The following is a 26,188-nucleotide window of genomic DNA, read 5'->3' as shown; positions in this document are numbered from 1 at the left end:
CGGCAGCCGGGCTAAGGTTTTTTCATTATATAATCGTATCTTTGTACCACTCGCGAGCTTGTTCAGCTTCATGCTGCGTCAGCTGATGGCCTCCATCCTGCCAGAAAACAGAGGCTGATGCCCCGCTATCATGTAAATAGCGATGGAGCTCTTCTGATTCTTCCTTCGTGCAGAGAGGGTCGTATTTACCTGCACCGATAAAAACAGGAAGCCCTGTCATATCAGGCAGCTCGTGACCGCGAATCGGCACCATCGGATGATGCAGAATAGCCCCTTTTACCACATCTTTATAATGGAATAGAAGGCTTGCCGCAATATTTGCGCCGTTTGAATAACCGACTGCAATCACTCGGCCGCGGTCAAATTGGTGCGTTTCTGCAGCCTCGTCGATAAAATCTTTCAATTCTCTTGTCCGCTCCACGAGGTCTTTTTCATCAAAGACACCTTCACTCAGACGTCTGAAAAACCGCGGCATTCCATTTTCAAGCACTGATCCCCTGACACCCAGCAAATGGGCATGAGGATCTATAAACCGTCCTAATGAAAGCAAATCGTGTTCATTTCCGCCAGTGCCATGCAACAGCAAAAGTACGTTATCTGATGTTCCTTTTTCATAAATATGCTTCATCATAAATTCCTCCTTTTAAAGTTTAGGCAAAACGTCTGTAATTTGTTGTCTATGTTTCTCCAGCCATTCAGGCAGTTTCAATGAAGTCCCCAGCTCATCAAGCGTTTCATCTGTCATAAAGCCCGGTTCATCTGTGGCGATTTCAAATAAGATACCGCCTTTTTCCCTAAAATAAATGGATGTAAAATATTCTCTGTCAAGAATTTCTGAGGAAGGAAGATGGTTTTCTGCAATGACAGGCAGCCAGTTTGGCTGTTCCTCTTTTGGTGTCCGAAACGCTATATGATGGACCGTGCCATAACCTCCCACCCCTCTTTTTTCAGGATGTAAATGTACATCAACCACGCCGCCAATGGCTGCTGAAGATGTCAGTCTGACAATCTGGCCTTCTTGCGCCGCTTTGATGTATCCGAGGCTTTCTGTTAACAATTGAATCGTCGCCTGCGGGTCATGGGAATACAGCAGTACCCCTTTCATTCCTGTAATGGCTTCGTGTTTTGAAATGCCGTCAGGCGTCCACTCGCTGTTGCCGCTATTCACACCCTCCATGATGGCTAGCGGAAGGTCTTCCGTATCATTAAAAATAAGACTCTTTTCACCGAATAATGTTTTCTCCTCAAGATTCAGCCCATTGCTCTCAAGACGTTCCTTCCAAAAAGCCAGGGAGCCTTTGGGAACTGAAAAGTACACCCGACCCGCTTGGCCTTTGCCTACCGTTCCCTGTCCGCTTCCTTGGAACGGAAAAAAGGTCATAATTGTACCGGGATCACCCTTGTGATTCCCGAAGTAAAAATGATATGTTCCCGGATCATCAAAATTTACCGTTTTTTTAACAAGCCTGAGTCCAAGCACTTCTGTATAAAATCGCAAGTTTTCTTGCGGATCTCTGGCAAATGCTGTGACATGGTGTAATCCTTCTGTTTTCATTTTCTCACTCCTATTTATCTCGATTTCAAGATATCCATTATTTTAAACCCTTAAAAGAAAGGATGCAAACGATGTGTTTTGTTTAAATAATTGAAAAAATCATTTTTTTCTAATAATTATCTTGTGATCTTTTCTTACAACTGCTATTATAGTGAGCATTATCATGTTTCAGGAGGAAAGTAAATGGTTAAAAAAGCACTTATTGTTATTCTCATTCTTTTGCCATTCGCACAACTTGCATTATTACCGCTTGTGAATCGAATTGAACCGATTCTATTCGGCCTTCCTTTTTTCCACTTTTGGCTGCTGCTGTGGATTATCATTACGCCGTTATGCTCGTTTGGCATTTATCAGATGCAAAAAAAAGATGGAGGGCTTAAATAATGCAAGGGAATCTCACTGCACTTCTCATTACAGCTATTATCGTTTTAACCGTGGTCTGTATCGGATTTCTTGCCGGAAGAGACAAATCCTCACGCACTTCGGTAGAGGAATGGTCTGTCGGCGGCAGACGCTTCGGCGGCCTTCTCGTCTGGTTTTTAGTAGGTGCTGACCTCTATACCGCCTATACTTTTTTAGGGCTGACCAGTACTGCTTATACAGGCGGAAGTGTAGCATTTTTCGCCATCCCTTATTCTGTGTTGGCTTACTTTATCGCCTACTTCTTTCTGCCAAAACTTTGGAAAGTTGCGAAAGTTCATAAATTAACAACACTGGCGGATTACGCCCGGGAACGTTTTGACAGTAAGCTTTTAGCAAGCCTTGTTGCGATCGTCGGTGTGCTCATGCTTATTCCGTATATCTGCCTTCAGCTGAGCGGCATTCAAGATACACTTCAAGTTGCCGGCACCGGATATATTAATGTACAATTCGTTGTCATCATTTCATTTATTCTTGTTGCTCTTTACACATTTTTCAGCGGGATTAAAGGGCCTACATTTACAGCGATTATTAAAGACATTTTAGTGTGGGTGATTATGCTGTTTATGGTGGTGTCCCTCCCCCTCATTCATTTTAACGGCTGGACACCGATGATTGATACGTTAGTAAAGGAAGCGCCGCAAATGCTGACGATACCTGCAGAAGGGCCAAAAGGCATTCCTTGGTTTATCACAGCATCTATCGTTTCCGCTCTGGCACTTTTTATGTGGGCACATGCCGCTACAGGCGTTTTCACAGCAAAAAGCGCTGAGACAGTTAGAAAAAACAGCATGTTTTTACCGCTTTATAATATTGTGTTAATTTTGGTCATTTTTCTTGGGTTTATCGCCTTTCTTGTTCTGCCGGAAGATACAAATCCAAGACTGGCGCTGCTTCATTTGATTCAAACATCTTACGGCGGCGTGGCACAAGGTTTTGCATATGCTACAATTGCTCTCGCTTCTTTGATTCCTTGTTCGATCATGGCAATCGGAGCATCCAATTTATTCGCCAATAACTTGTACCGTGATTTGATTCATCCGAATGTGTCTCAAAGCAGGCTGACCTTAGTCACACGTTCAATGGTGTTTGTGGTCATCGGTCTCGCGCTTCTGTTCGGAATGCTTTTCCCGACTGCCTTAGTGACACTCCAGCTATTAGGTGTGTCCGGAATGGTTCAAATCTTCCCGGCAATTGTTGTCAGCCTATTCTGGAAGCATCAAACGAAAGAAGCGACGGTTATCGGATTATTAGTCGGTCTTGCAGTTACGTTTATTGTGTATACCACTCAATCCGCACATGGCATTTATGAAGGATTCTGGGGATTGGCCGCCAACATGATCGCTGTCGTTATTTTGAATCCGCTTTTCGTTAAAAAGGCAGGATCCAATCCTGTTATTGAAGGGTTATTTGGTAAAAAACAAGATGCTAATCCGAATCAAAAGGGTGCATAAAAAAACCATACGCGGCGGCTGCCGCGTATGGTTTTTTACATTTCTTTTTTCAGTTTTTTAATTGCTGCTTCCATTTGCGTATCATTATTAGACAGCTTTTTTTGAAGTTCTGTCATTAACTTTGTTGTTGTATCGCCAGTCAGTATGCCTGTTTCTTTCAGCTTCTCTTTTTTCTGGAACTGTTTGACGGCAGATACAAAGTCCTGGTCAAACGAACTGTTAACCTTTACCTTGTAGCCAAGTGCTTTGAGCATTTGCTGTGCAACTTTGACGTTTGTGCCTGAATCACCTGATTTATACGTTTTATCCGCGTCCAAATACGGCAGCTTCGCGTAATCAGGCAGTTCTGCTTTCACTTGAGGTTTAATTCCTTTTTTGTGAATCCATTCGCCGTCGGCAGTCAGCCATTTAGCAACTGTCAGCTTGACGTTGGAGCCATCATCATATTCTTTTGCTGTTTGCACTGTGCCTTTACCAAACGTCGTTTCACCGATTAACGGTATGCCTGACGATTCATGAAGGGCAGCTGCCATAATTTCCGCAGCGCTTGCTGTGCCGTCATTAACTAAAACGACGGTCGGCTTAGTGACTTTTCGTTCTTTTTCAGCCTTCATGACTTCTTTTGAGCCGTTTTTATATTCAACCTGCATGATGTTTTTACCCTTGTCAATAAACAGGTTGCTCATTGCAATCGCCTGCTCCATTAAGCCGCCCGGGTTGCCCCTTAAGTCTAAAATATAGCCTTTGGCGCCTTTTTTCTCTAAACCGTCAATCGCATCCGTCAGCTCTTTAGCAGTTGTCTCAGAGAAAGAAGTGATTTGGATTTCGCCGATGTTATTGTCTTTCATCTCTGAATAGACGGTTTCTACAGGAATGGTATCGCGCTTAATGGAAAGATCGATATTTCCGACTCCGGCTCTGTTCAGCTCAAGCTTCACTTTTGAGCCCTTCTTGCCGCGGATTAAAGCAACAGCTTCATTTACATTCATACCTTTGACGCTTTTGCCGTCAACCTTTAGAATTTGGTCCCTCGGTTTGATTCCGGCTTTTTCAGCAGGAGAACCTTTAATGGGCGACACAATAAGGATGTTTCCGTCTTTCTCCTCTACTTGGGCTCCGATTCCTTCAAAGGATGCAGAAATCGTCTCGTCGAATGATTTTGCAGCCCCTTGATCCATATACGTGGAATACGGATCATCCAGAGATTGAATCATTCCTTTAATTGCTCCGTCTACTAATTTGTCATCGTCTGTTTTTTGGTAATAATCACTTTTGATTTGCTCATACGCTTTATTTAATTTGCCGAACTTGCTGTCTCCTATGCCTGCTGATTTTTGGCCTAGGATGCTTGAATTGCCCGTAATAAACAAAGTAAGCGCTGAAGCGACAACCGCAGTGATCAGCACAATAAAAAACAGTTTTAATTGCCGTTTCAATTAAACACCACCTTTTTCTTCTTACAATATTATCATGGACGAATCCTTATTCGTCAACTCGGAGCAGAAATGAAAGAGAAACGCCCTTCTTTCGCTTTTCATAAACCTATACCTTTATACAACATATGATAAGGAAAAAGGAGGATTCAATATTGAGCCGATATTTAGAAATGCTGTCCTTATTCGGTGTCGCTGGAGCACATCCGGGCGGGCTGGCTTTTTCAAAAGCAATCTTGCAAAAGGCTGCACTTTCCCCGAATCAGCCGATTCTTGATGCCGGATGCGGAACAGGCCAAACCGCGGCTTACTTAGGACATTTACTGTATCCTGTAACAGTCGTTGATAAAGACCCTATTATGCTTCAGAAAGCGAAAAATAGATTTACAAATGAAGGGCTTGCCATCCCTGCATATCAGGCAGAGCTGGAACACCTCCCATTTTCTTCTGAGTCCTTTTCCTGCGTCCTGTCAGAATCGGTCCTCAGTTTTTCCGATCTGACATCCTCTCTTCAAGAAATTGCAAGAGTATTAACCCCCGGCGGGATGCTGATTGGTATAGAAGCAGCCTTAAAAAAACCAATGCCCCCAGCAGAAAAAAAGCAAATGATGGATTTCTACGGTTTTACTTGCTTACATGAAGAAGCTGAGTGGCATAAAACCTTGAAGTCTTGTGGCTTTCAAAGGACTGAGGCGATAACACTTCTTCCGGATGACATGGAATTTGAACCAACGACAGAAATGGATTTATCGCAATCGATTGCTCCTATTTATTATGATACGCTGCAAACACATTATGAACTCATGCAGATATATAGTGAGTATTTAGGGCATTGTATCTTTATCGCGCACAAGTAAAACGGCGAATCCCCCCCTGTTTTCGTCCAACCTTTTTCTCCCATCTATCATATGCTGATAGAAAGTCAGGATAGGAGGGAAACAATATTGGAAAGATATTATCATCTTTGCAGAAACCATCAAGGTAGAGTTGTCAGGATTACAGAGAGAGGCGGAAGAGTTCACGTCGGCAAAATTACCCGTGTCACAAGAGACAGAGTTTTTATAGCTCCGACCGGCGGAGGGCCAAGAGGTTTCGGTTACGGATATTGGGGCGGTTATTGGGGTTATGGAGCGGCTTACGGTATTTCCCTCGGTTTAATTACAGGGGTCGCTCTGGCTGGTTTATTCTTCTGGTAATCATAGAACAACCAGACACAATGAAGCCCGCTTATTCATCGTAAGCGGGCTTTTCCTTTTAAATTTTCTTCACTTTTTCAAAGTACTCTTCCAGCGTTAAATCATGATCATGAATCACCTTCGCTGCCTTTTTGCCTACATAGCGCAGATGCCATGGCTCATACTCATATTTCGTAATATCTTCTTTATCTTTCGGATAGCGAATGATAAAGCCATATTTATAGGCATTGTCCTGAACCCATTTTCCATCGGCCGTACCGCCAAATGCTTCATTTAACTCGAAACCATTGCTTCGGCTGGAGATATCCATCGCAAGTCCTGTTTGGTGCTCGCTTTCTCCTGGATAAGCGACCGCTTCCCTTGCCTTCTTTTCCCCTTTTAAGCTGACTTCATTATCAAAAATGACTTTCTGTCTGTCATATGCACGGTAGCCTGAGACAGCTGCCAGTTCATAGCCTTCCTTTTTCGCAGCATCGAACAACGTTTTTAATGCGTCGGCCGCTTCCTTTCTGATATAACGTTTTTGAATCTTTTCCGCAAAAGAAAACTCTACATCAGGAATGACTAGATCACTAGGCTCATAGTTTCCTGGCAATGCGTATTGTTTATTGACGAGCGCAAGGATGTTTTCTGGATTTTGAATGGTTTCCAGACCGTCCACCTTTTTAACATCATTGAAATATTTGCTTTCCAATGAAAACGCACTGTCCTGAGTGTTTGCTTTTTTGCTGTCAGCTGTTTTTTGTTCTGTTTGCTTTGTTTCTGCTGTGGTTTTCGTATCCTTTTGAGCATCTCCGTTTGACATGCTGCATCCGGTTCCGACGATTGCCGTTACGCTTAGAGCGGCAGCCAGTGAAAACCATTTACCAGGCTTTTTCATATTACATTACCTTCCTTTTATCAATCGTTTCCGCATTCATAAAGAAGAGGCTGCCGGCACCCAGCACGCCTCTTGAGTTATTTTACTTTGATACGGAGTGTAAAGCTACTTCTATCATATCATGAAATGTCGTTTGACGCTCTTCCGCTGTCGTTTCTTCTCCTGTTAATACGTGATCGCTCACGGTGAGAATTGACAGCGCTTTTCTTCCGTGTTTCGCCGCTAATGTATATAGTGCAGTCGTTTCCATCTCAACGCCAAGCACTCCGTATTTTGCAAGCTTTTCAATTTGCGAATCGTCGTTGTAGAACTGATCAGCTGTAAATACGCTTCCTACAGTCACCGGTACGTCTTTAGCCTTGGCAGCAGCATAGGCATTGTTCAGAAGCTCAAAATCTGCGCAAGGCGCGAAATCAATGCTCCCGAAAGCGACTCTGTTCATTTGCGAATCAGTTGAGGAAGTCATAGCCAAAATGACGTCCCGCACTTTGACATCTTTACGGATAGCACCGCAAGAGCCTACTCTTATTAAATTTTGCACATCATAGCTTTGAATTAATTCATTCACATAAATTGAAATAGACGGAATGCCCATTCCCGTACCTTGTACGGAGATTTTTTTTCCTTTATATGTACCCGTAAATCCATACATGCCTCTGACTTCATTATAGCATTCTACATTTTCTAGATATGTTTCAGCGATAAATTTTGCTCTGAGAGGATCTCCCGGCAAAAGCACTGTATCCGCAATTTGGCCTTTTTCAGCACCTATATGTACACTCATCTCATATCCTCCTCTAAATTATCATCCAGTCCGTTCATTTTACAACGAATGTCATGATGAGACAAACTTCAGCATTGATTATAAAGGAATATTATAAAAAAAGAAATGTTACGGAATGGTTTGGACACTTCCTGAGAAAAACAGGATAATTGAGCCGGTTATTTGAAAACCTAACCGCAGGAAGGAGGGATGAGACATGGGTAAAAAACAGCGCAACCGGATCACCGGCCAAAAAAAGAACAATCATATACCTGCAAAAGACGTGATTGCAGCTGAAGAGGCACACGAGAAAGAGCATTCCCCTGCCAAACGCAAGCCTTAAACTGCAGAAAACTGCGGAAATCCGCAGTTTTCTTTTTGTTATGTCGTTTGTACAATCAGACGATTGATTTTTCTCCATCCAGCGGGAAGCAGTTTATAATATGTTTTTCCTTTTCTGCCTTCATCAATCAGAATCACGTCCCCTGTGGCCATAAATCTCGCAGCATAATCACTTGGAACGGTGTCAAATACATTAAACAAAGAAAATGCTCTTTTCAGTACGTCTTGATGATCGCTCCCGTTGAGTTCAGTTCGATAGACGGCTCTATAGCCCTTTTTTTCGCCAAATCGGGGTGTTTGGAATATTGTCACGTCATAGAAACAAGACTTCTTTTTAAACACGGATAACATCATCAAGATCCCCTCCCTTTTATTTCTTTAACATATTAGCGTTTTTGCCACGTTCTCCTCTCTCTATTTTTGTCGAAACAACTTCATCTTTTCGCCAAAACCTTTTACTAGGAAAAACAGAAATAAGCCGAAGCTAAAGCCTCCTAACACGTCTGTCACAAAATGAACCCCCAGATAGACCCTGCTTATGCCGACCAAAACTGTAATGACACCAGCAATGGTATATACTATTTTTTTATGTTTGGTCAAAAACGGGAAATGTTTTATGAAAAAGTAAGCAGCAACTGGGTAGACATAGGCAACGTTCATAGAGTGGCCGCTCGGAAAGCTGAAGGATGATTCATGAACCAATGGCGCAAAGTCAGGCCTCATTCGTTCAATCCATTCTTTGAAGACTGTGTTTAACAGTCGATCGACCCCGAATCCCAAGAGAATCAAAAGACCATGCCATGTTTTTCTGTAAAAAAACAGACCGGCCCCAATGATTACGATAAAAGGGAGCAGGAAAGAAGAAGTACCAAGATGTGAGATCCCTTTCATGACATCATTAAGCCATGGCTTACGGATCAAAATAGCTGCCTTACTTATCGCTTCATCTGCAGATTGAACAGCATTTGTATGAATGACCGCAGCTAGAAAAAGAAAGAAAAGAAACAGACTAACGGGCTTGTACAACAATTAGATCACCTCGTTTTTCACAGAAATCATAGAACACGAATAACAAAACCGGAGCTAACCGCTCCGGTTCTAAGCCTCAATCATCTTCATCCAGCTCTTCATCTATCATACATTTTTCTATCAAATAATCAAAGGTAATATCGGCGATTTCAAACAGCTCATCCTCACCCGGTATGTAGCCCCGTCTTGCAAGCTCTCTGTAAAAAAATTCAGCGATTTCTTCCGTATCAATTACAAGATCTATTTCTTTCATCTCCGTACCGCCTCCTTTTTTATGTTTTATGAAAAAACAGGCTGAATTATACCCAGGTTCTAAACAATTCTTTCAGTCATATACATTGAATAAAAACAAGCCATGGGAGGCTGACGAAAATGATTGCTAAAATGATGGAAGCACTGGACGGAGACAGATTTGATATTCTCATGGAAAAAACGCTCAAAAAAATGACGCATGTAATGATTTGGGGCTGTCTGCCTTATTTTTTATATGTTTTGATCTGTTTATTCGCAAACTAACTAAAATGCTCTTTTAAACTTTCCAAAACAAAAATCATCATATCTTTATATTCTTCATCTTGAAACATGTCGTACAAAATTTTGTAGTCATTATAAATATCCAGAAGCTCATCTACAATTGATACAGCAAGGATATGAAGGGTATCTTGATCATCACCATCGCCTTCAAACTGAAGAAGAGCAGACGATGCAATATCTTCGCCGATCTCATGGCCAGTTTCTCCGACATAGTGGACAAACAAAAGCTGATGGACAAACTGGTCCATTTCATATTTTCTCAGCACCAGCGTGAGATCCTCTTCCTCCGTTTCAAGCCACTCTCCATCCTTTAAACGAGTCAGCTCATAAATGATATCTTCCCACCCATCTTCTAAATATCTCCAAATTTCTGTTCTATGGCCAATAATGCGAAAGAGTTCTTTTCCATAATCTTTTACATAAACGACATCCCCAATAAGGAATTCATACTCAATATCAAGTTTTTCCATGTCGACAATGACACCTTCATAATCTTTATAAAGCTGAATAGACGATTCAAAGTATAAGACTTCATTATGATTGACTTCATAAAGATAGTGTTTATCAATTTGGTGTACTTTTGTGACAGTGCCGACTGTTCCATACATAATGACGACTACGATATCCCCTACTTGAAATTTCGGTTTATTTTGCTTCATGGTGTCTCCCCCTCGCCGCAACATTTCTCATACGCTATCGTATGCCGAGTGACGCAAATTCGCATGGGCATGAAAACCAAAGGGAATATCCAATTATAGAGTGGGTAAAGACATAAAAAAATCCGCAGTGATCCAGTGATCTGCGGATGAATCAATTATTTGCTGTGCACTTCTGCCTCGTATCGATCCCAAGCTTCATCAAACGTCATCATTGTATGAAGATAATCAGCATTCAGCTCTAAATATGAACTGATTTCATGATAATCGGTTGAGGTTTTCGGAAAGCTGTGATCCTCATACGCCTGATTGGCAAATTCACTGATGCTGTCCTGAGGTTTCGGGTGTCTGTATTTTAATAAATAATGGTAAAAGGATTTCATGGGTTTCCCCTCCTGATGTCTGTCTTTTGCTGTTCTATTATACAGTTCAAGTGTAAAATTACAACAAAAGAATACCGAACACCTTTTAGAAGAAATCAAAATAATTGCGTTTCAGAATCCTTTCTATCCCCATGAGCTACTGATATGTCAGGCTTTCAGGCAGTTTTCCAGCCCATGTCTGCATCTGCGTCTTATTCTTCATATTCATTTCTGTTCTTTCATAGGCACCCGCCAAGTGTCCACACCCTTTTGTTTCACTTTAAGCGGATAACTAAAACACCCCTACTCTAATGTCGGATAACAATCATCCAACTTCAAACTTGAAGGTGTTTTTTGTGCATCTTATTTATAGGTTAATCCCTCAATCAAGGTGCTCCTTTTAAAATTGAGTTTAGCGAAGAAATAAAACAATAATGAAAATTAGACAAACCCCATTTATGATTAGCGTCACATTTATAAGGTAAATCTAACTCAATACACTAAACTTTTTCCGCTAAACAAAAAGATAGATTTTTCATTTTCTTTTTCCCTGCCAATATTGAATGGAGATCTTCATAGCATTTTCTAGCGCTTATTCGCTGTTGACAAAAAGACCAGTTGACATCTCCCCGCAACTCCTGCGCCAAGAGAGCAGCCAATTGCTCGGCAGGCATGCTCGCAAACTGAGAGCAGCAGACAAAAGTTACTTGATCAAGCTGCTCTTCAGCTTCTCAGTCATATCCCGGCCCCCGTGGCCAATATTGTATGTCACCGCACCTGATGAACCCTCAAAATATCTTTTTCCGGTCTGATACATATGAACCTTTTGATAATTAACCGCCGATAGCCGAAGGTTTATCAGATAACTGCTCATACTCCCACCTTTTGATCTATTGTATGAGTGTCCAAATGGCGTCATGACGCCCCATGTCATCGAAAAAGAGCCCTTCTGGAGGAAAGGCCCTTTTGCACACTTTTAGCAAATGAAAGCGGCTCCTACAATAATTAATAAAATGAACAAGACGACAATCAATACAAACGTATTTGTCCCGCAGCCAAATCCGTAACCGTACCCAGGATATCCATACATGCTGTTTTTCATCCTTTCTTATCACGATATATGGCATGTTATGCGGGCCAAGTCCCAAATGGTTTGTGCAAACGCCTATTTCATACAAGAAAATAATGAAAAACAGTATGCATCCGCTCATATTTTTTAAACAGCAGCTTTTCGTAAAAATGGGTTGCGCCATCAGTGCTTGTAGTCACTAAATAGGCAGCTTCCATTCCTAGCGATTTGGCAATTGACAGCATTTCTTTCACTAAAATACCGCCGTAGCCCTTCCTTTGAAACTGGTCCAAAATAGCCACTTCTTCCATTTTAGCCGTTTTTTCTTTCGGATGAATGAACAGCTCACCGCACCCGATAGGAAGCTTCTGCGACTCATCGCTGTAACAAACAACAAGGATGATCGTCCCTGATTCATAAAAAGGATATTTTCTTTTTATTTTTTGTTCAGCGAGCGCTTCTCCTATATAAATGGAATCATAAATTTTCATAATAGATGATCCGTCGCTAAGACTTTTTGCCGTTCCCCATGCCGTTAACGGATGCCCAACCTGCCCTTTCCAGTCACGAAGCTTCATATCATATAACAGCTCATCCTCGACGACAAACCCGCTTTTGACAAGCGATTGCTTTAAACCGAGCGGAAAAACATGCTGCGGCGACGCTTTTAAATGAAGATAATTCGCATCAAGCAGCTTTGGTACGGAGGGCAAAAAGTTCAGTAGCCGCTCCAATGGAAATGTATCATGAAGCTGCACAAAGTTATGAGAAAAAATATGCGGAAGCTTCGGATCTCTATAAATGCTGTAATGCTCAAACGATGCCGATTCAGACGTTAACAATATATATTGATGTTCCGTTTTTGCATAATGACCTGTCATGAACGTCTCCTTTTTATGACCTATGCCTTTATTCAATTGCAATATTCAATTTCTTTATAATCTCATCGTACACCGGATAGTACGGCTTTCCAATTATAAATTCCCTAATATTTAGGGAAGAAGAGGGTATTGGCTTCTGATGTAAAAAGAACTTCCTTGCTACTTGTTTACTAATCGGATGAAAAACGCCGTTTAAAAACAAAAATGGCTCACGTTCTATGAAAAACAACCTTCGCCCAGGCGGGTTTTCAATCAATTCAGAGCGTTCCCGCATAATCGGCAGCCCTTCCGGCATCATATCTAGTTCTTCTTTTTCAATTGTCAGTATGTCTTTTCTTTTAAATTGATAAAACTGAAAAGCATACTGACCGACAATCCGCCTTTTTTTTCCGGATTCGATATAAAATATTTCGGGCCGGTCAGCTTCCTTTACTAAAATGTAATTCGGAATGTTTAAAATTTCCCCGGTTCTATATTGGAATAAATATGGGTCTGGAACCGCCACAGTACGATTTAGATACAACGGACACCATCTTTCCCCGACAGGATGCCTTACACCCCGCTCTAGAAAATACACCTGTCGATCTGAACCTTTTACAAAAGAGCCGTCAATCAAATCGGCGGGCAGAAACCGAGAGGCATTTTGATATGAATCAGGGGTTTTATAGGTTGTATCTAATACTTCATTTATCGGCAGAAATGGGGAAAAGTTGTTGATTCTGGACCAAAAAATTGAGTCCCCGTGATTCCAATGCTTCATATCATCATCCCAATAGCTTCCATATTTATGTTGAATACGATCAAGTAACGAACGGCGGTGCATAACTGAGCAGTGATCGACTTGAAATGCAGCCTGATCAAGTATTGCATCGGCATTTCTATAGAAATGTGAGATTTCTTCTCCCCGTTCGTTTACATGTACAACTTTCTGTTTTGAGTAGACCGCCTGTGCCTCAGGCTTATCTGAAAACGTCTGCACCATCCGGCTCAGCCTTTCAGGATGATAAACAGTGTCATCGGTGAGATAGGAAATGTAATCGCCATCAGTAAATGGGAGTGCATCATTAATTAATGTGGCATAACGGGTTGTTTTTAATCGTTCTGCAGGATGTATAAAACTGTTTTGATAACGAATGCGCTTGTCATGAAGATACCTGTGAATCATCGCGGTTGTTTCTTCATTAGAATGATCATCCATGATCAAAAGCTCCCACAAAGCATAGGTTTGCTTTATGACGCTTTCAATCGCTTTTTGCAAATAATCAGGTTTGTTGTAACTAGTTAAAATAATAGACACTTTCTCTCCCACCTAAACAGCCCCCATCGTCAAACATAAAAACGGCTCCGCAGCAAGCAGAGCCCCTGACATCATTTAAAAAGCACCTCAGTTTACCGGGTTTTGAAAAACAACCACATCTGTCAGAATCACTTTTACGATGACGTTTTAAAGCGTATTCCATTCGGCAAATGAACTGCTGAAACCGGTACGCCAAGTTCTTTTGCAAGTACGAGCTGGCGTCTGAGATCAGATGGATTTCCTTCAGCAGATGACTGACGCATGAGCAAAATCAGCAAAAGCAGAAAAAATGTAGTTTATCTTGGTTTTCCTCTTAATTCACGTGTTGCTCTAAATCCAAACAAGCCCTCTCCCTTATCCTTATACTCTATTTCACAATATGAACTGACTTCGATTTATGGCACGGGCTATGTCCACTCTTTTAAAATATCAGCATTTTTCTTAAATATATAAAAATAGATCAGGTACGGCGTTCGGCTCATACGAAATGGCTGGCTGAGGAATATGATTAACGTGAGTTCACTATTGAATAGGAGGTGTATGTAATGAGCTCTGAAAACGCACAGTTGAAAAAGGATTTGATTAAAACTCTTTTAAACCCTTTATTTCCAACTGCAACAGAAGGAGGAGTAAACGTGGATAATCATCTTAAAGATATGCTTGAAGCTGCCATTGACCAAAAAATAGATGAAAGAGAAACTGCTGCGGCAGAATCTCTTTTAGACCCTTCCCTTCCGCCCAGATGGATTTTTGCCAGAACCACGCCAGGCACTACAATCAGTCTTGTAACTGATTCCGGTGACATGATCGGACCGGTAGTCTTCGTATATTTCGATCAAGTTCACGGTATCGTATACGTCACACAGGAAAGCTCCGTCACTCCGGCAGGTCAAGCTACAACATTAATTGATGTAGACAAAGTAGAAAGCGTTACATTCTTTTCCTAACATCTGATGAAAGTTTTATATATCCAGTCGGGATACGGAGGAATTTACAATTATTTTGATCGCTGGGCTGCAGAAAGTTTTCGGACCACTGATACAGAGTATATGTCCGCAGATACACCGGAAGCAGAATCTCTAATGAAGATCGAAGCATTTCAGCCAGACCTCGCACTCATGATGGTTGGAGACCGCGTTCCTTACGACTGGCTAACCTGGTTAAAGAGTAAGGATGTGCCCGTGTATGTTTGGCTGACCGAAGATCCATTTTATATAGATATCAGTCTTCAGGTGATAAAGCATGCTGACGCCATATTAACGATTGATCAAAATGCCGCTCTCTATTATCGGGAGCGTGGCTACCAGCATGTCTATTATATTCCGATTCCAGTTCATCATCGGCTGTTTAAAAAAATGGACACAGAACACTCTTTCCATTCAAATCTGCTTATCATCGGCTATCCTTACTCTAATCGGGTTCAGCTTATAAAAGAAACGGCACATCTGCCTTACACGGTGCGAGTAATCGGCACGGAATGGAGAAAATACCTGCCTAAAAAAGTGCTCAAACAGCCGCATATCGATGTCATCAGCACATGGATTCCACCCGAACAGGCTGTTCATTATTATAACGGGGCAGATATCGTAATCAATGCACATCGACCTTATCATTTCCCTCTCAACAAAAATCACATTCGCATCAAAAATGCTAGTTTAAATAACCGAGCGTTTGATATCGCTGCATGTGAAGCATTTCAATTAACAGATTTACCCGCGGCTTATCCTTTTTCATCCTTTATTTCTTATCACAGCCTGAACGACTTTAAGGAAAAAGCCGATTTCTATATCAACCATCCTGAAGAACGGCATAAAGCAGCGGCAGCCAATTACAAAGAAACCGTACCCGCAAATACATTTGATGCGCTTCCTGCAAAGCTAAAGGCAATTCATCTGGAACTTTCTTGAAAATCGTTCATTTTATGGACGATTTTTTATCTGTCTCTGTTTACACTATGCCTTTAAAAGGAGACTCCCCATTCACATGATGAGCTGTAAGAAAGTGGTGTCAAGCTAGGCAGCAATCCCGCGGTGTTTACCAACATTGTCACTTGGTCTCCGTTCCTTTATTACTGTTATTTCCATTTTAAAATATATACATTGTTTGACAGAGAGACCTAACCTATTTAGTGTTTCTAATATCATTCACTTTTGCAGGGTGCGTAGGATGACTTTGTCGATTTGTTTTTGAAGCGCGTCATATTATTATATTGAATATTTAGCACACAGTTTATTTAGTTTAATTGATTCTGCCTGTGTCTTTGTTATTCAAAAGAACACTCTATGACATAATCATTCCCCTAAATTTTGTTTTATTGGTTGCTATCATTAACTCAGAAACAAAAATGAACATATGATGCATGGTAGAGAAACGAGAGTTGGAGGATAAGCCATGTCTAAACAGCAAACAGCAGAACTAAAACCATTTTTCCATAACAAAATCGTTTTAGTCACTGGCGGAACGGGTTCAATTGGAAGTCACATTGTCAAACGCCTTTTGTTGCTTACTCCAAAACAGGTGATTGTATTCAGCAAAGACGACAGTAAGCAGTATGTCATGAGTCAAAAATATGCTGAAGATAAGCGGCTTTCATTTGTACTCGGAGATGTGCGCGATCATAGAAGAGTGAATCAGGTGATGAAAGGAGTCGATATCGTCTTTCACGCAGCTGCACTGAAACAGGTTCCCACCTGTGAAAACCATCCATTTGAAGCCATCCAGACCAATCTCATCGGCGGACAAAATGTAGTGGAGGCTGCCCTTTTACATCAAGTACAGCATGTTATCAACATAAGTACAGATAAAGCTGTATCTCCTGTGAGTACAATGGGTGCTACGAAGCTGTTATCTGAAAAGCTGTTTCATCAAGCAAACTGCCATATTCAAAACAGAGGAACCGTATTTTGTTCGGTTCGTTTTGGAAATGTTCTCGGCTCAAGGGGTTCAGTCATCCCTATTTTATTTGAACAAATGATGGAAGGTGAACCGCTGACCATCACGGACAAAAATATGACCAGATTTTTCATGTCAATAGATGACGCAGCTACACTAACATTGCAATCAGCTGCTATTACCAAAGGCGGAGAAATTTTTATTTTTAAAATGGAATCATTAAGACTTGAAGAATTGATTCATGGGTTTGAGGAATATGCATCAAAGCACGGACTCCCTCGTCCAGCCGCAGTAAAAGTCGGCAAACGCCCTGGTGAAAAGCTTCATGAAGAATTAACATCTCCCCATGAAATTGAATCACTGTATGAATGGGGTGATCTTTATGCAATCCTTCCCGAGCCGGAAAAACATCCCGATTTTCGCAAAGTCACTCTTCCCGGATATCAATCAGATCAAGCTCCGCTTATTACAATAGACAGGATTGCCCAGATCATTGAAGAATTGCATCAAGAAAAAAAGGCATAAAAACAAGCCTGTCTATCCAGTAGGCAGGCCTGTTTTTTTGCATCTTATTTATCAAAGAGATGAAGATAGTTTTCGTATCCTTCTTCTTTCAGCTTCTCTTTCGGCACAAATCGCAGCGCAGCTGAATTTATACAGTAACGAAGCCCGCTTGGCCCCGGCCCGTCATTAAATACGTGGCCAAGATGAGAATCAGCAATGCGGCTTCTCACTTCTGTGCGAATCATTCCGTGGCTCGTGTCTACCTTTTCTTCTACTTCTTCTTCTTCAATCGGCTTTGTAAAGCTTGGCCATCCGCAGTGGGAATCAAATTTATCTTTAGATGTAAATAGCGGCTCACCGGACACAATGTCTACATACAGCCCTTCTTCCTTATGATCCCAAAATTCATTTTGAAACGGCGGCTCCGTGCCGTTATTTTGCGTCACCTCATATTGCATCCGGTTTAGTGACTGAATTTTTTCTTCTTTATGATTCGCCATTTACTTCGCCCCCCAATGTTCGCTGATAAATCCGGCACGTCCAGAACCTGTTCGGTAGCGCTGATAATGCCCTGGATTTTTTTTATAAAAATGCTGATGGTAGCCTTCCGCTTCGTAGAAAGGTTCAGCTTTTAAAATATCTGTTACAATCGGATCTTTAAAGATTCCGCTTTCCTCCAGACGCTGCTTGGAAGCTTCCGCAAGCTCCTTTTGTTTATCATTATGATAAAAAATAGCGGCACGGTAGGAACTGCCCCGGTCAGCAAACTGGCCGCCGGCATCTGTCGGATCGATTTGCTGCCAAAATAATTCAAGCAGTTTTTCATAAGGGAACACATCGGGACGGAATGTGATTTGAACGGCTTCACGATGTCCTGTCGTTTCACTGCACACTTCTTCATACGTAGGGTTTTCAGTATGGCCGCCTGTATACCCGGACACCACTTTTTCAATTCCCGGCTGTTCGTCAAAAGGTTTAACCATACACCAAAAACAGCCTCCTGCAAATGTGGCGATTTCTTTTTTTTCAGACATACTGGTGCCTCCTTTGTTAATACGTGGTATTATTATATTATAGCATGTAAAAATAGAATGAAAACGATTCTGCTTTTCATAAAAATCTATAGGTTTTAAGCAATATGCTTATGTAATGGAGGTTCACAAATTTGAAAGTAAGAACACAGATGATGTACGATATGGAAACTTTACTTCGTAAAGTCTTTAAACAAATACGCAATGAAATCAATGAGATTCTAGATAAAGAACTGTCACGGAATGAATTCACCATTTTGCGAATTCTCAATGATCAAGGCCCTAAAAAAGTAACCGAATTTGCGCCTATTTTAGAGGTTTCGGCAAGCCACATTACGGCTGTAACTGATGCGCTGGTCGAAAAGGAATGGATTACGAGAATCAGATCGAAGGAAGACAGACGGATTATCCGTATTCATATCACTGAAGCAGGCGAAAAAGTCCTCCAGCATTTCAACGAGAAAAAAACGGAATATTTCTTTAAACGTTTTGACTGTTACAGTGACGCTGAACTAGCCTCATTAATTGAGCTTTTCAGCAAACTAGATAAAAACCGTTAAAAAAAGCACATACCTCCACACAAGGGTATGTGCTTTTTACAGCGCTTCCTTATTTTTCAGTAAACAGTTTCATTGTTTTCCAACGACCGTATCTGTAATACAAAAATGCTGCACAGCTGCTTAATAAAAAACTCATTCCGATTCCGAGCCCAATTCCTTTCTGTCCAAGCCATGCTGAAAATAGAGCGGTGAACGGATACCTCAACACCCAAAACGATATTACGTTTAAAACTAAGACCTGCATCATCGCTCCCGCAGCTCTGACAATTCCGTTCAGCACGAAATTAATCCCAATAAAAGGATAGAAGAAAGCAATCCACCGCAAATATTGTTCACCAAATGCAATCGCATCTGGCTCGCTGATAAACAACTTCATGAGCTCTTTACTAAATACCCATATCATCACTGCAATCACCAGCATGCAAGAAATAACAGCTATCACACTTAGTCTCGCAATTGCTCCTACTCTTTTATCGTTTCCTATTCCGATATTTTGACCTGCCATACTGTTAACCGCCGTACCGGCTGCCATAGCCGGAAGTGTGATGATGCTGTCGAGCCGCTGCACCGCGCCAAAACCTGACACCACGTGCTCTCCGTATGAATTGACAACACTCATAATCGCCATCATTCCGCCTGTAATCACCATCATCTGCAGGCCTGCCGGAATCCCAAGTTTCAAAATCAGCGCGGACTCTCCCCATTTGGGCATTCGCGGAATAGAAAATGGCACAAGCTTGTGTTTGATGACATAAAACAATCCGTACAGAAACGCAATACCTTGGGACAAAATCGTCGAATAAGCAGCTCCCGCTATTCCCATACGGAACACAGAAATAAAGAGCGGTGCCAATACCGCATTCAGCACAACGGCAAACGCAATAAACCGGAGAGGTGTTTTGCTGTCACCGAGCGCCCGCAATACAGTACTGATAAAGTTATAACCGAACAAAAATAAAATACCGATAAATTGAATCTGTAAATAGGTCTCAGCCAGCGGTATCATCGACTCAGGCGTTTTCAGCAGACGAAGCAAGGGATCTGACAGAAAAAAACCGGCCGCTCCGAATCCGATGCTTAAACCTGTTAATAAGACCACAAAAGCGTTAATATACGACTCCATTCCTGTTTCATCATCTTTCCCCTTTTGCTGTGACAAAATCGTTAATGTCGCATTATTAAGGCCCAAAATAAAAGACAGCATAGTTAAAACAATTGTGCTTGATACCGCAGCTGCCCCAAGAGCCTTTGCTCCTAGTAAATTTCCAATCCACAAACTGTCTATCAATTGAAAAGAAACCTGCAATGCGTTCCCCAGCATAATAGGTGTTGAAAAAAGCACAAGCTGTTTCAGTACGTTCCCTTCTGTAAAATCGTATGCTTTCATTTTTTCTCCTTATGTTCTCAAATTTTCATCTGGCCGCATGAAAAAAGAGACGTTGTTTCATGTCTCTTTTTTCATGATTTATCCGTTTTTTTTTCGGTCTTTCATACCGAATGTAAGCACCATCACACTTAGGAACAAGGTACAATAGGAAATATTCAAGTACATTTGGTCCATGTTTTCAGCGGCCAGATGATGATATGCAAGCCAGCCGAAGTACAGAGAAAATGTAAAGGATAATAAACTGAAATACTGATAAATACGTTTCATTTTCAGTCACCTCTATTGTTTAGGATGATAGTAGGAAAACTCAATTTCATCTTTTTCTAAATTTATTTTATCCGCTTTGACATACATTCCATTCGTTAAAGGCATTTCTGACAGACGAACTTCAATGCTTTTATCACCGGGATGGACATGCACAAATGACGGCAATTCGTAAAAGCTGCCCATATAATTTAACACAAAGCTAATGGGAATACTCAATTTCCCTAATGAAAATTTCGTCACATTCAGCTCCACATCTCCATTTTTTTTCACGGTCGGTTCGAAAGCGACAAACGCATCAATGGATGTCGAAAAAGCTTTTATTTTCCCTGCGACATGAACATCATCCTCAATCTCTACTTTATAATCAAGCTTGTTTGATGCTTTGTCGTTTAAATATGAATTGATAAACGCAGCTAATGATTCTTTTGTGCTTGTCACTTGAAATCCGTATTCGCTCTTGGTTGATTCTTTCACCTGTGCTTGTTTTCCCGGCAGCATAACAAGGACTGTAAACCCAACAGCCAGGACAATATTGATTGTAAGTAATATAAAAAACAATCGTTTCCACATATTCATGATGTCACCCTATTCTTTCGGTAATCCTTCTTTTTTTATGGCTTGATAGACACGCTGCGCGATAAGGGAATAACCCGTACCATTAGGATGAAAATCATCGTCCTCAGAAATTCGGCTGCTGTCACTTTTTTTATTGAACAAGTCTTCAATATGAATGATTTTTGCATGTTTATCTTTTTTCAGCTCTTTTTCAGCAATATGATTCCAATCAGTGACGACTCCGTTTATTTCATTTAATTCAGATAACGTAAACGTAAATGGATTATACATGCTGACATAAATGAGCTCAGCGTGATCATTCAGCTTTCGAATTTCAGAAATAATTTTTTTAAAGCGCTTTTCGTACGGCTTTTCCGCTTCCTGAAACGGTTCAATGGTTAATTGCAGAAAGTTTTGGCGAAGGACTTTCATCAAATCATTACCGCCAATTGTAAAAAAGACATAATCTGCGTCCTTTATGCCTTTTCGAACCTTTTTATCTTTTAGTTTCTCTAACAAATCGTCCGAACGGTTCCCTTTCACGGCATAATTTTTCACGTCTACCGTTTTGACTTGTTTATCTGATCGGATAGAATCCGCAACATTGCCAACATATCCCTTTCCTTCGAGATCTCCGACTCCTTCTGTCAGCGAATCTCCGACAGCTGCAATGACAATGTGCTCTTTCGTTTTCGGTTCATGGGCTTGTTGTTTTCCCTCAGATGCTGTACGTATACCCGTACAAGCAGTAAGAAGCAAAATCAAACTGGCCATGAGTGCTATGCGCAGCTTCAATCTTGTTGCTCCTTCCCATTCTACTAGTGGAAAGTGTATCATGTTTTAGCAGATTTGAAAATGCCTAGTCTGCTAGCTTACTTGAGTACACTGGCTGTTTTCACATCGTCAATAATGTCACCGTAGGGTGTATTTTCCACTCCATTATAATCTTTCAGCACCTTGCCGTCCGGTCCTACTAAATAAAAGGTAGAATAATGAATGACTTGGTCCTCTCCCTCCGGCTTTTTCACAATCGCTTTAAAGCTCTTAAGCGCGAACGCCTCAATCTCACTCTGGCTGTACCCCGTGAGGAAATCCCAGTTATCAAACGATAATGGGTAGTTTGCAGCAAATTTTTTCAGCTGTTTCGGCTTATCATTTTCTGGATCAACGCTAAATGATACGATACGGACATCTATCTTCTCGGCTTCCAGCTTTTTTTGGAGCTCGGTCATATGAGCGGTCATCGGAGGACAAACAGTCTCACAGTTGGTGAAAATAAAATCCGCCAGCCATACTTCTCCTTTTAAACTCTCTAAAGAAACGTTCTTTCCATCTTGATTTTGAAAGATAAAGGGTTCCACCTCATAATTGAGCGGATCTTTAATCTGTTGTCCTCCGCAGGCATACAAAAACAGTACAAACAGTCCTGCCGTTAAACCCTTGATCACTTTCATGACTTTCACCCTTTCCAGCCAACATAAAAGCGTTTTTTCGAAATCACCCTTGCCTGCTTGCGTCCCATGTTTGTATTCGATATTGGGCAAAAAAATCCTGCATGCCCCCCAATTAGCAAATTGAGGAACATACAGGTGATAAACGGCATATTAAGCGTTGTACTTTAACACCTCTTGATGAAAAACAGCCTGATAATCTGTCCATTTCATTCGGCGCTTCATATAATGTCGGAAAGAATACACTTTTGCCCTGCAGTTTGATGAAAACACTTCTTTTAAGTAGATTTGCAAATGATGATGTAACATAAAGAAATAGTGCTCATCTTCCTTTAATACAGGTATTTCTGTCACTTTCACCTGAATCCCATCACTGCGTTTGAACTCTAGGCTTTTGAGTAACAAGCTAATCAATCCTCTTTTTTGTTTTTCTTCTATTATATACAATGCCAGCCGGGCTGTCTGTCATTTTACGCGGTTCAGCAAAAAAATTAGATCAGCAAATGGAACAAATCCTCATCCTTATTTACCTCTACATAATGAAACGGTTTTCTGTTCATCCTTTCAATCAGCGGTCCATAGTCTTCCTTATTTTGCAATTCGATGCCGACAAGGGCAGGTCCATTGCTTTTATTATTTTTTTTCGTATATTCAAATCTTGTAATGTCGTCATTAGGTCCGAGGACTTCGTCAAGAAATTCACGGAGCGCCCCTGCTCTTTGCGGAAAATTGACGATAAAATAATGCTGAAGTCCTTCAAAAATCAATGACCTTTCCTTCATTTCCTGCATTCTTCCGATATCGTTATTGCCTCCGCTGACCACACACACCACGTTTTTGCCCTTAATTTCTTCTTTGTACAAATCAAGCGCTGCGACAGAAAGAGCTCCAGCCGGTTCAGCAACAATCGCACATTCATTATATAATTCAAGAATGGACGTACATACTTTTCCTTCAGGTACGAGGAGAATGTCATCGACGACAGATTCCAGCGTTCGGAACGTTTCCTCCCCAATTTTTTTCACAGCTGCTCCATCGACAAACTTATCAATTTTATCAAGGGTGACAACATGCCCGGCTTTGTTTGATTCAAAGTAGGAGGCCGCACCCGCCGGCTCAACGGCAATTACCTTTGTAGCAGGAGACACATTTTTCAAATATGTACCTACACCTGAGAGAAGTCCGCCCCCTCCGACACTCGCAAACAGAAAATGCGGCTCCGTATCAATGTCGTTTAAAATCTCGACCGCCAGCGTCCCCTGTCCGGCCATCACATCGGGATCATCGAAAGGATGGATAAACGTCCGGGATTCCGCCTCGCAGCACTCAACAGCGCTTTTATACGCATCGTCAAACGTATCACCTGTCAAAATAATATCGATAAACCCTTTTCCGAACAGTTCAACTTGAGACACTTTTTGTCTCGGTGTTGTAGACGGCATAAAGATTTTCCCGTGAATGCCAAGATATTTACACGAAAACGCCACGCCTTGGGCATGGTTTCCGGCACTCGCACATACAACTCCATTCTCAGTCTGCTCGCTGGAAAGCTGTTTGATTTTATGATAAGCCCCTCGGAGCTTAAATGATCTGACAACTTGCAAATCTTCACGTTTCAAATAGATATTGCATTCATATCTCTCCGAAAGTCTGTCATTTCTTTGCAAAGGTGTATGGATCACAACATCTTTTACATTTTGATGCGCTTTTAAAATGTCTTTCACTTGAATGAGAGAGTTTTCTTTAAGCAACGGTTTCATGTACAGATTCCTTTCTTATTTTAAATCTCTATTTAATATGCCATTATAACATGAATATTCAAAAAATAAGATAGTTATTTTTATTTTATATTTCAAAAATACAGATTTCTTACGCAATATCTGTGTCTGTGGTGCCTTGGAATGTCTAAGAAAAAAAGAAGATCGGAAATAAAGGATGTTTTCAGCCAAATGGCATGATATAATAAACCAATTAGAACCAAAAGGAGCCAATTGATGAATACCACACTACTATCCAGCGCATTTCAACATCTAATTGGAGAACATCAAACATTCCTGGAAGCGAAGCGAATCGCCAAGCAGTTCTCATTATCGGAGTTTCCAGTTCTGATCACAGGAAAAATCGGAACAGGCAAAAATCATTTTGCACAAGCAATACACCAGGAATCTTCGAGAAATAACGAATCCTATATTAGCATCAATTGCAGCACACATACTGAAGAAAGCCTTATGCATGAGCTTTTTGGCCTTAATGGACACTCAGGTGCATATCAAAAAACGGCGCGAGGAACCCTATTTCTTGATGAAGTTTGGCGCATGCCTGCTTCTGTACAGGCTGAACTGCTAAAAGCACTTGATTCAGACACAGAGAAACCGCGCTTGATCTGTGCTTCCACAGTTAGATGCGCAGATGGTCAAACTTTCAGGCAAGACTTATTTTACAGACTGAATATTTTAACACTCACACTGCCCGCATTGTCTGAACGTAAAAGCGATATACCGCTTTTGACACAGTATTTTCTCTCAAATTCAGGGCAGCAAATGTTAATCGATCCCTCAGTTTTTTCGCTGCTTGAGCAGCACCCATTTGAAGGTAATGTCCGGGAATTAAAAAACGCCGCACATTATATGGCGGCAGTCTCAAACGGGGGAACCGTTCATCCATATGACCTGCCGCCATATATGAGGGACGCTATAGACGAAAAAGCATCGAAGAAAAAAGTGAAGTTGCTTACATTAATGGAAAAAGCTGAGTTTTTGTTTATTTTGGAAACCATAAAAATATTAAACGAAAAAGGAGAACCAGCCAGCAGAAGAATCATTTCGGAACACAGCAAAAACAGCAAAACTTCGTTAACTCCGCAGCAGGTCAGAAGCCGTCTCGATTACTTAGAGAACAAAGATTATCTTACTAAAAGCCGCGGGCGCGCCGGCACTAAAATTACATTAGAGGGACTGAGTTTTTTAGAAACACTGAAACATCAAATAATCTAGAGATTGAAAGGAGAATGCACTTGTTTACAATCAAAGAAGAGATCGCCAATGCAATTACACATGGCATCGGTGTGATCTTGTCTATACCAGCATTAGTGTTTTTGATCATATTTGCGGCTCATTACGGGTCCGCATGGGATATTGTCAGCTTTACGATATTCGGTGTTTCCACGTTGCTGTTATATTTAAGCTCCACACTGCTTCACAGCATCACACATAAAAAGACGAAGGATATTTTAGAGATTATTGATCATAGCGCCATTTACGTACTGATCGCCGGAACCTACACCCCTTTTTTGCTGGGGCCGCTAAAAGGCACACTCGGCTTCACTTTGCTGATTATCGTCTGGTCTCTTGCCCTTGGCGGAATCGTCTTTAAAATTTTCTTCGTGAAACGCTTTATCCTATTGTCAACCTTCATGTATTTGATCATGGGCTGGCTGATGATGATTGCGGTTAAACCTTTATATGCTTCGCTGAGCGGAGCGGGATTCGGCCTTCTTTTTCTGGGGGGCGTTTTATACTCTGTCGGAACGATCTTTTACATTTGGAAAAAGATCCCCTTCCATCACGCCATTTGGCACAGTTTTGTATTAGGCGGAAGCGCTGCGATGTTTTTCTGTGTCCTGTTTTATTGTGTAAGGGTGCCATTCATTTCATAGCAAAAAGCGCAGTCT

The 26,188-nt window shown here is 41.3% G+C and carries 33 protein-coding genes and 4 pseudogenes; 12 read left to right on the top strand and 25 right to left on the bottom strand.

Annotation, left to right across the window (positions count from 1 at the left end; all coding sequences use genetic code 11):
* Window positions 1-25: 25 nt before the first annotated feature.
* Both AAGG74_RS04170 and AAGG74_RS04165 read right to left on the bottom strand, forming a co-directional pair.
* On the bottom strand, window positions 26-628 hold the full coding sequence (locus AAGG74_RS04170) for an alpha/beta hydrolase (protein WP_429674609.1): 603 nt from the start codon (window positions 626-628) through the stop codon (window positions 26-28).
* A 15-nt stretch (window positions 629-643) separates the two neighbouring features.
* Window positions 644-1,555 (bottom strand): ring-cleaving dioxygenase, encoded by a 912-nt coding sequence (locus AAGG74_RS04165; RefSeq protein ID WP_429674608.1) that lies wholly within the window; start codon window positions 1,553-1,555, stop codon window positions 644-646.
* 183 nt (window positions 1,556-1,738) lie between these two features.
* Here AAGG74_RS04165 and AAGG74_RS04160 point away from each other — a divergent pair, with 183 nt between their 5' ends.
* A complete protein-coding gene (locus AAGG74_RS04160; protein WP_162102723.1) occupies window positions 1,739-1,939 on the top strand; it encodes a DUF3311 domain-containing protein in 201 nt (66 codons plus the stop codon).
* Entirely contained in the window at window positions 1,939-3,429 is a 1,491-nt protein-coding gene (locus AAGG74_RS04155; protein ID WP_429674607.1) for a sodium:solute symporter family protein, read from the top strand. The genes AAGG74_RS04160 and AAGG74_RS04155 overlap by 1 nt, the downstream gene beginning before the upstream one ends.
* A 35-nt stretch (window positions 3,430-3,464) precedes the next feature.
* Here AAGG74_RS04155 and ctpA read toward each other — a convergent pair whose 3' ends face one another.
* Complete coding sequence (gene ctpA / locus AAGG74_RS04150; protein ID WP_429674606.1) at window positions 3,465-4,865, bottom strand: carboxy-terminal processing protease CtpA; 1,401 nt, start codon at window positions 4,863-4,865, stop codon at window positions 3,465-3,467.
* A 152-nt stretch (window positions 4,866-5,017) separates the two neighbouring features.
* Between ctpA and AAGG74_RS04145 the strand changes: the two genes are divergently transcribed.
* A complete protein-coding gene (locus tag AAGG74_RS04145) occupies window positions 5,018-5,719 on the top strand; it encodes a class I SAM-dependent methyltransferase (RefSeq protein ID WP_429674605.1) in 702 nt (233 codons plus the stop codon).
* 87 nt (window positions 5,720-5,806) lie between these two features.
* The gene (locus AAGG74_RS04140; RefSeq protein WP_162102719.1) at window positions 5,807-6,058 is read left to right on the top strand and encodes a hypothetical protein; all 252 of its coding nucleotides are present in this window, start codon (window positions 5,807-5,809) and stop codon (window positions 6,056-6,058) included.
* Window positions 6,059-6,116: 58 nt separating this feature from the next.
* Here the strand turns inward: AAGG74_RS04140 and ldcB are convergent, their stop codons facing one another.
* Window positions 6,117-6,938 carry an LD-carboxypeptidase LdcB gene (ldcB, locus tag AAGG74_RS04135; protein ID WP_225493839.1) on the bottom strand — a complete coding sequence of 274 codons (822 nt, stop codon included), beginning with the start codon at window positions 6,936-6,938 and terminating at the stop codon, window positions 6,117-6,119.
* Between the two features lie 82 nt (window positions 6,939-7,020).
* Window positions 7,021-7,722 (bottom strand): purine-nucleoside phosphorylase, encoded by a 702-nt coding sequence (gene deoD / locus AAGG74_RS04130; protein WP_429674604.1) that lies wholly within the window; start codon window positions 7,720-7,722, stop codon window positions 7,021-7,023.
* A 196-nt stretch (window positions 7,723-7,918) separates the two neighbouring features.
* Here deoD and AAGG74_RS04125 point away from each other — a divergent pair, with 196 nt between their 5' ends.
* Window positions 7,919-8,044: a hypothetical protein gene (locus AAGG74_RS04125; RefSeq protein WP_162102716.1), complete on the top strand. Its 126-nt coding sequence runs from the start codon at window positions 7,919-7,921 to the stop codon at window positions 8,042-8,044.
* Window positions 8,045-8,082: 38 nt separating this feature from the next.
* Here AAGG74_RS04125 and yodL read toward each other — a convergent pair whose 3' ends face one another.
* The 3 genes from yodL to AAGG74_RS04110 all read right to left on the bottom strand — a co-directional run bounded on the left by yodL (window position 8,083) and on the right by AAGG74_RS04110 (window position 9,325).
* Window positions 8,083-8,397, bottom strand: coding sequence for a shape determination protein YodL (gene yodL, locus AAGG74_RS04120; RefSeq protein ID WP_429674603.1), 315 nt, complete (start codon window positions 8,395-8,397; stop codon window positions 8,083-8,085).
* A 60-nt stretch (window positions 8,398-8,457) separates the two neighbouring features.
* A complete protein-coding gene (locus tag AAGG74_RS04115) occupies window positions 8,458-9,069 on the bottom strand; it encodes a phosphatase PAP2 family protein (RefSeq protein WP_429674602.1) in 612 nt (203 codons plus the stop codon).
* A gap of 79 nt (window positions 9,070-9,148) precedes the next feature.
* Entirely contained in the window at window positions 9,149-9,325 is a 177-nt protein-coding gene (locus AAGG74_RS04110) for a YozD family protein (protein WP_429674600.1), read from the bottom strand.
* 119 nt (window positions 9,326-9,444) lie between these two features.
* Between AAGG74_RS04110 and AAGG74_RS04105 the strand changes: the two genes are divergently transcribed.
* Window positions 9,445-9,588, top strand: a complete 144-nt coding sequence (locus tag AAGG74_RS04105) for a hypothetical protein (RefSeq protein ID WP_429674599.1) — start codon at window positions 9,445-9,447, stop codon at window positions 9,586-9,588.
* On the opposite strand, the gene AAGG74_RS04100 is transcribed toward AAGG74_RS04105, so the two are convergent.
* The 8 genes and pseudogenes from AAGG74_RS04100 to AAGG74_RS04065 form a co-directional block, all read right to left on the bottom strand.
* Window positions 9,585-10,265, bottom strand: a complete 681-nt coding sequence (locus tag AAGG74_RS04100; RefSeq protein WP_162102711.1) for a hypothetical protein — start codon at window positions 10,263-10,265, stop codon at window positions 9,585-9,587. The genes AAGG74_RS04105 and AAGG74_RS04100 overlap by 4 nt on opposite strands.
* 155 nt (window positions 10,266-10,420) lie before the next feature.
* Entirely contained in the window at window positions 10,421-10,645 is a 225-nt protein-coding gene (locus AAGG74_RS04095; RefSeq protein WP_429674598.1) for a YozE family protein, read from the bottom strand.
* Window positions 10,646-10,730: 85 nt separating this feature from the next.
* Window positions 10,731-10,811 (bottom strand): annotated as a pseudogene (locus AAGG74_RS04090) (YokU family protein); the annotation flags it as partial.
* A gap of 332 nt (window positions 10,812-11,143) precedes the next feature.
* Window positions 11,144-11,498, bottom strand: a pseudogene (locus tag AAGG74_RS04085) (aminotransferase class III-fold pyridoxal phosphate-dependent enzyme); the annotation flags it as partial.
* A 102-nt stretch (window positions 11,499-11,600) separates the two neighbouring features.
* Window positions 11,601-11,726 (bottom strand): YhzE/YjcZ family sporulation protein YoyG, encoded by a 126-nt coding sequence (yoyG, locus tag AAGG74_RS04080; protein ID WP_429674597.1) that lies wholly within the window; start codon window positions 11,724-11,726, stop codon window positions 11,601-11,603.
* 68 nt (window positions 11,727-11,794) lie between these two features.
* Window positions 11,795-12,574: a spore maturation N-acetyltransferase CgeE gene (gene cgeE, locus AAGG74_RS04075; RefSeq protein WP_429674596.1), complete on the bottom strand. Its 780-nt coding sequence runs from the start codon at window positions 12,572-12,574 to the stop codon at window positions 11,795-11,797.
* 28 nt (window positions 12,575-12,602) lie between these two features.
* Entirely contained in the window at window positions 12,603-13,883 is a 1,281-nt protein-coding gene (gene cgeD, locus AAGG74_RS04070) for a spore maturation glycosyltransferase CgeD (protein WP_429674595.1), read from the bottom strand.
* 75 nt (window positions 13,884-13,958) lie between these two features.
* Window positions 13,959-14,211 (bottom strand): annotated as a pseudogene (locus tag AAGG74_RS04065) (spore maturation protein CgeC).
* Between the two features lie 205 nt (window positions 14,212-14,416).
* Between AAGG74_RS04065 and AAGG74_RS04060 the strand changes: the two are divergent.
* From AAGG74_RS04060 to AAGG74_RS04050, 3 genes are all read left to right on the top strand, one after another.
* The gene (locus tag AAGG74_RS04060; RefSeq protein WP_429674594.1) at window positions 14,417-14,818 is read left to right on the top strand and encodes a protein CgeA; all 402 of its coding nucleotides are present in this window, start codon (window positions 14,417-14,419) and stop codon (window positions 14,816-14,818) included.
* 6 nt (window positions 14,819-14,824) lie between these two features.
* Window positions 14,825-15,778 carry a spore maturation protein CgeB gene (gene cgeB / locus AAGG74_RS04055; protein ID WP_429674593.1) on the top strand — a complete coding sequence of 318 codons (954 nt, stop codon included), beginning with the start codon at window positions 14,825-14,827 and terminating at the stop codon, window positions 15,776-15,778.
* A gap of 484 nt (window positions 15,779-16,262) precedes the next feature.
* The gene (locus AAGG74_RS04050) at window positions 16,263-17,288 is read left to right on the top strand and encodes an SDR family NAD(P)-dependent oxidoreductase (RefSeq protein ID WP_162102705.1); all 1,026 of its coding nucleotides are present in this window, start codon (window positions 16,263-16,265) and stop codon (window positions 17,286-17,288) included.
* 44 nt (window positions 17,289-17,332) lie between these two features.
* Here the strand turns inward: AAGG74_RS04050 and msrB are convergent, their stop codons facing one another.
* Both msrB and msrA read right to left on the bottom strand, forming a co-directional pair.
* Window positions 17,333-17,767 carry a peptide-methionine (R)-S-oxide reductase MsrB gene (msrB, locus tag AAGG74_RS04045; protein ID WP_429674592.1) on the bottom strand — a complete coding sequence of 145 codons (435 nt, stop codon included), beginning with the start codon at window positions 17,765-17,767 and terminating at the stop codon, window positions 17,333-17,335.
* Window positions 17,768-18,301, bottom strand: a complete 534-nt coding sequence (gene msrA, locus AAGG74_RS04040) for a peptide-methionine (S)-S-oxide reductase MsrA (protein WP_429674591.1) — start codon at window positions 18,299-18,301, stop codon at window positions 17,768-17,770.
* Window positions 18,302-18,432: 131 nt separating this feature from the next.
* Here msrA and AAGG74_RS04035 point away from each other — a divergent pair, with 131 nt between their 5' ends.
* Window positions 18,433-18,858, top strand: a complete 426-nt coding sequence (locus AAGG74_RS04035; RefSeq protein ID WP_162102702.1) for a MarR family transcriptional regulator — start codon at window positions 18,433-18,435, stop codon at window positions 18,856-18,858.
* 49 nt (window positions 18,859-18,907) lie between these two features.
* On the opposite strand, the gene AAGG74_RS04030 is transcribed toward AAGG74_RS04035, so the two are convergent.
* The 7 genes and pseudogenes from AAGG74_RS04030 to ilvA all read right to left on the bottom strand — a co-directional run bounded on the left by AAGG74_RS04030 (window position 18,908) and on the right by ilvA (window position 24,278).
* Entirely contained in the window at window positions 18,908-20,245 is a 1,338-nt protein-coding gene (locus AAGG74_RS04030) for an MATE family efflux transporter (protein WP_429674590.1), read from the bottom strand.
* Between the two features lie 71 nt (window positions 20,246-20,316).
* Window positions 20,317-20,512, bottom strand: a pseudogene (ypmT, locus tag AAGG74_RS04025) (protein YpmT).
* 12 nt (window positions 20,513-20,524) lie between these two features.
* Window positions 20,525-21,088, bottom strand: coding sequence for a YpmS family protein (locus AAGG74_RS04020; protein WP_429674588.1), 564 nt, complete (start codon window positions 21,086-21,088; stop codon window positions 20,525-20,527).
* Window positions 21,089-21,097: 9 nt separating this feature from the next.
* Entirely contained in the window at window positions 21,098-21,862 is a 765-nt protein-coding gene (locus AAGG74_RS04015; protein ID WP_429674587.1) for an SGNH/GDSL hydrolase family protein, read from the bottom strand.
* 77 nt (window positions 21,863-21,939) lie between these two features.
* On the bottom strand, window positions 21,940-22,521 hold the full coding sequence (locus tag AAGG74_RS04010) for an SCO family protein (RefSeq protein WP_162102697.1): 582 nt from the start codon (window positions 22,519-22,521) through the stop codon (window positions 21,940-21,942).
* Between the two features lie 150 nt (window positions 22,522-22,671).
* Complete coding sequence (locus tag AAGG74_RS04005; RefSeq protein ID WP_429674586.1) at window positions 22,672-22,923, bottom strand: DUF2535 family protein; 252 nt, start codon at window positions 22,921-22,923, stop codon at window positions 22,672-22,674.
* A gap of 86 nt (window positions 22,924-23,009) precedes the next feature.
* Complete coding sequence (ilvA, locus tag AAGG74_RS04000; protein WP_429674585.1) at window positions 23,010-24,278, bottom strand: threonine ammonia-lyase IlvA; 1,269 nt, start codon at window positions 24,276-24,278, stop codon at window positions 23,010-23,012.
* A 234-nt stretch (window positions 24,279-24,512) separates the two neighbouring features.
* Between ilvA and AAGG74_RS03995 the strand changes: the two genes are divergently transcribed.
* Window positions 24,513-25,511 (top strand): sigma 54-interacting transcriptional regulator, encoded by a 999-nt coding sequence (locus AAGG74_RS03995; protein WP_429674584.1) that lies wholly within the window; start codon window positions 24,513-24,515, stop codon window positions 25,509-25,511.
* Window positions 25,512-25,531: 20 nt separating this feature from the next.
* Window positions 25,532-26,173, top strand: coding sequence for a PAQR family membrane homeostasis protein TrhA (gene trhA, locus AAGG74_RS03990; RefSeq protein WP_429674583.1), 642 nt, complete (start codon window positions 25,532-25,534; stop codon window positions 26,171-26,173).
* The last annotated feature ends 15 nt before the right edge of the window (window positions 26,174-26,188 follow it).

The organism is Bacillus mexicanus (assembly GCF_050445615.1).
GTDB lineage: Bacteria > Bacillota > Bacilli > Bacillales > Bacillaceae > Bacillus > Bacillus mexicanus.
Note: the sequence above shows the minus strand (reverse complement) of the source record. Positions and strands in the feature narration are given on the sequence as shown.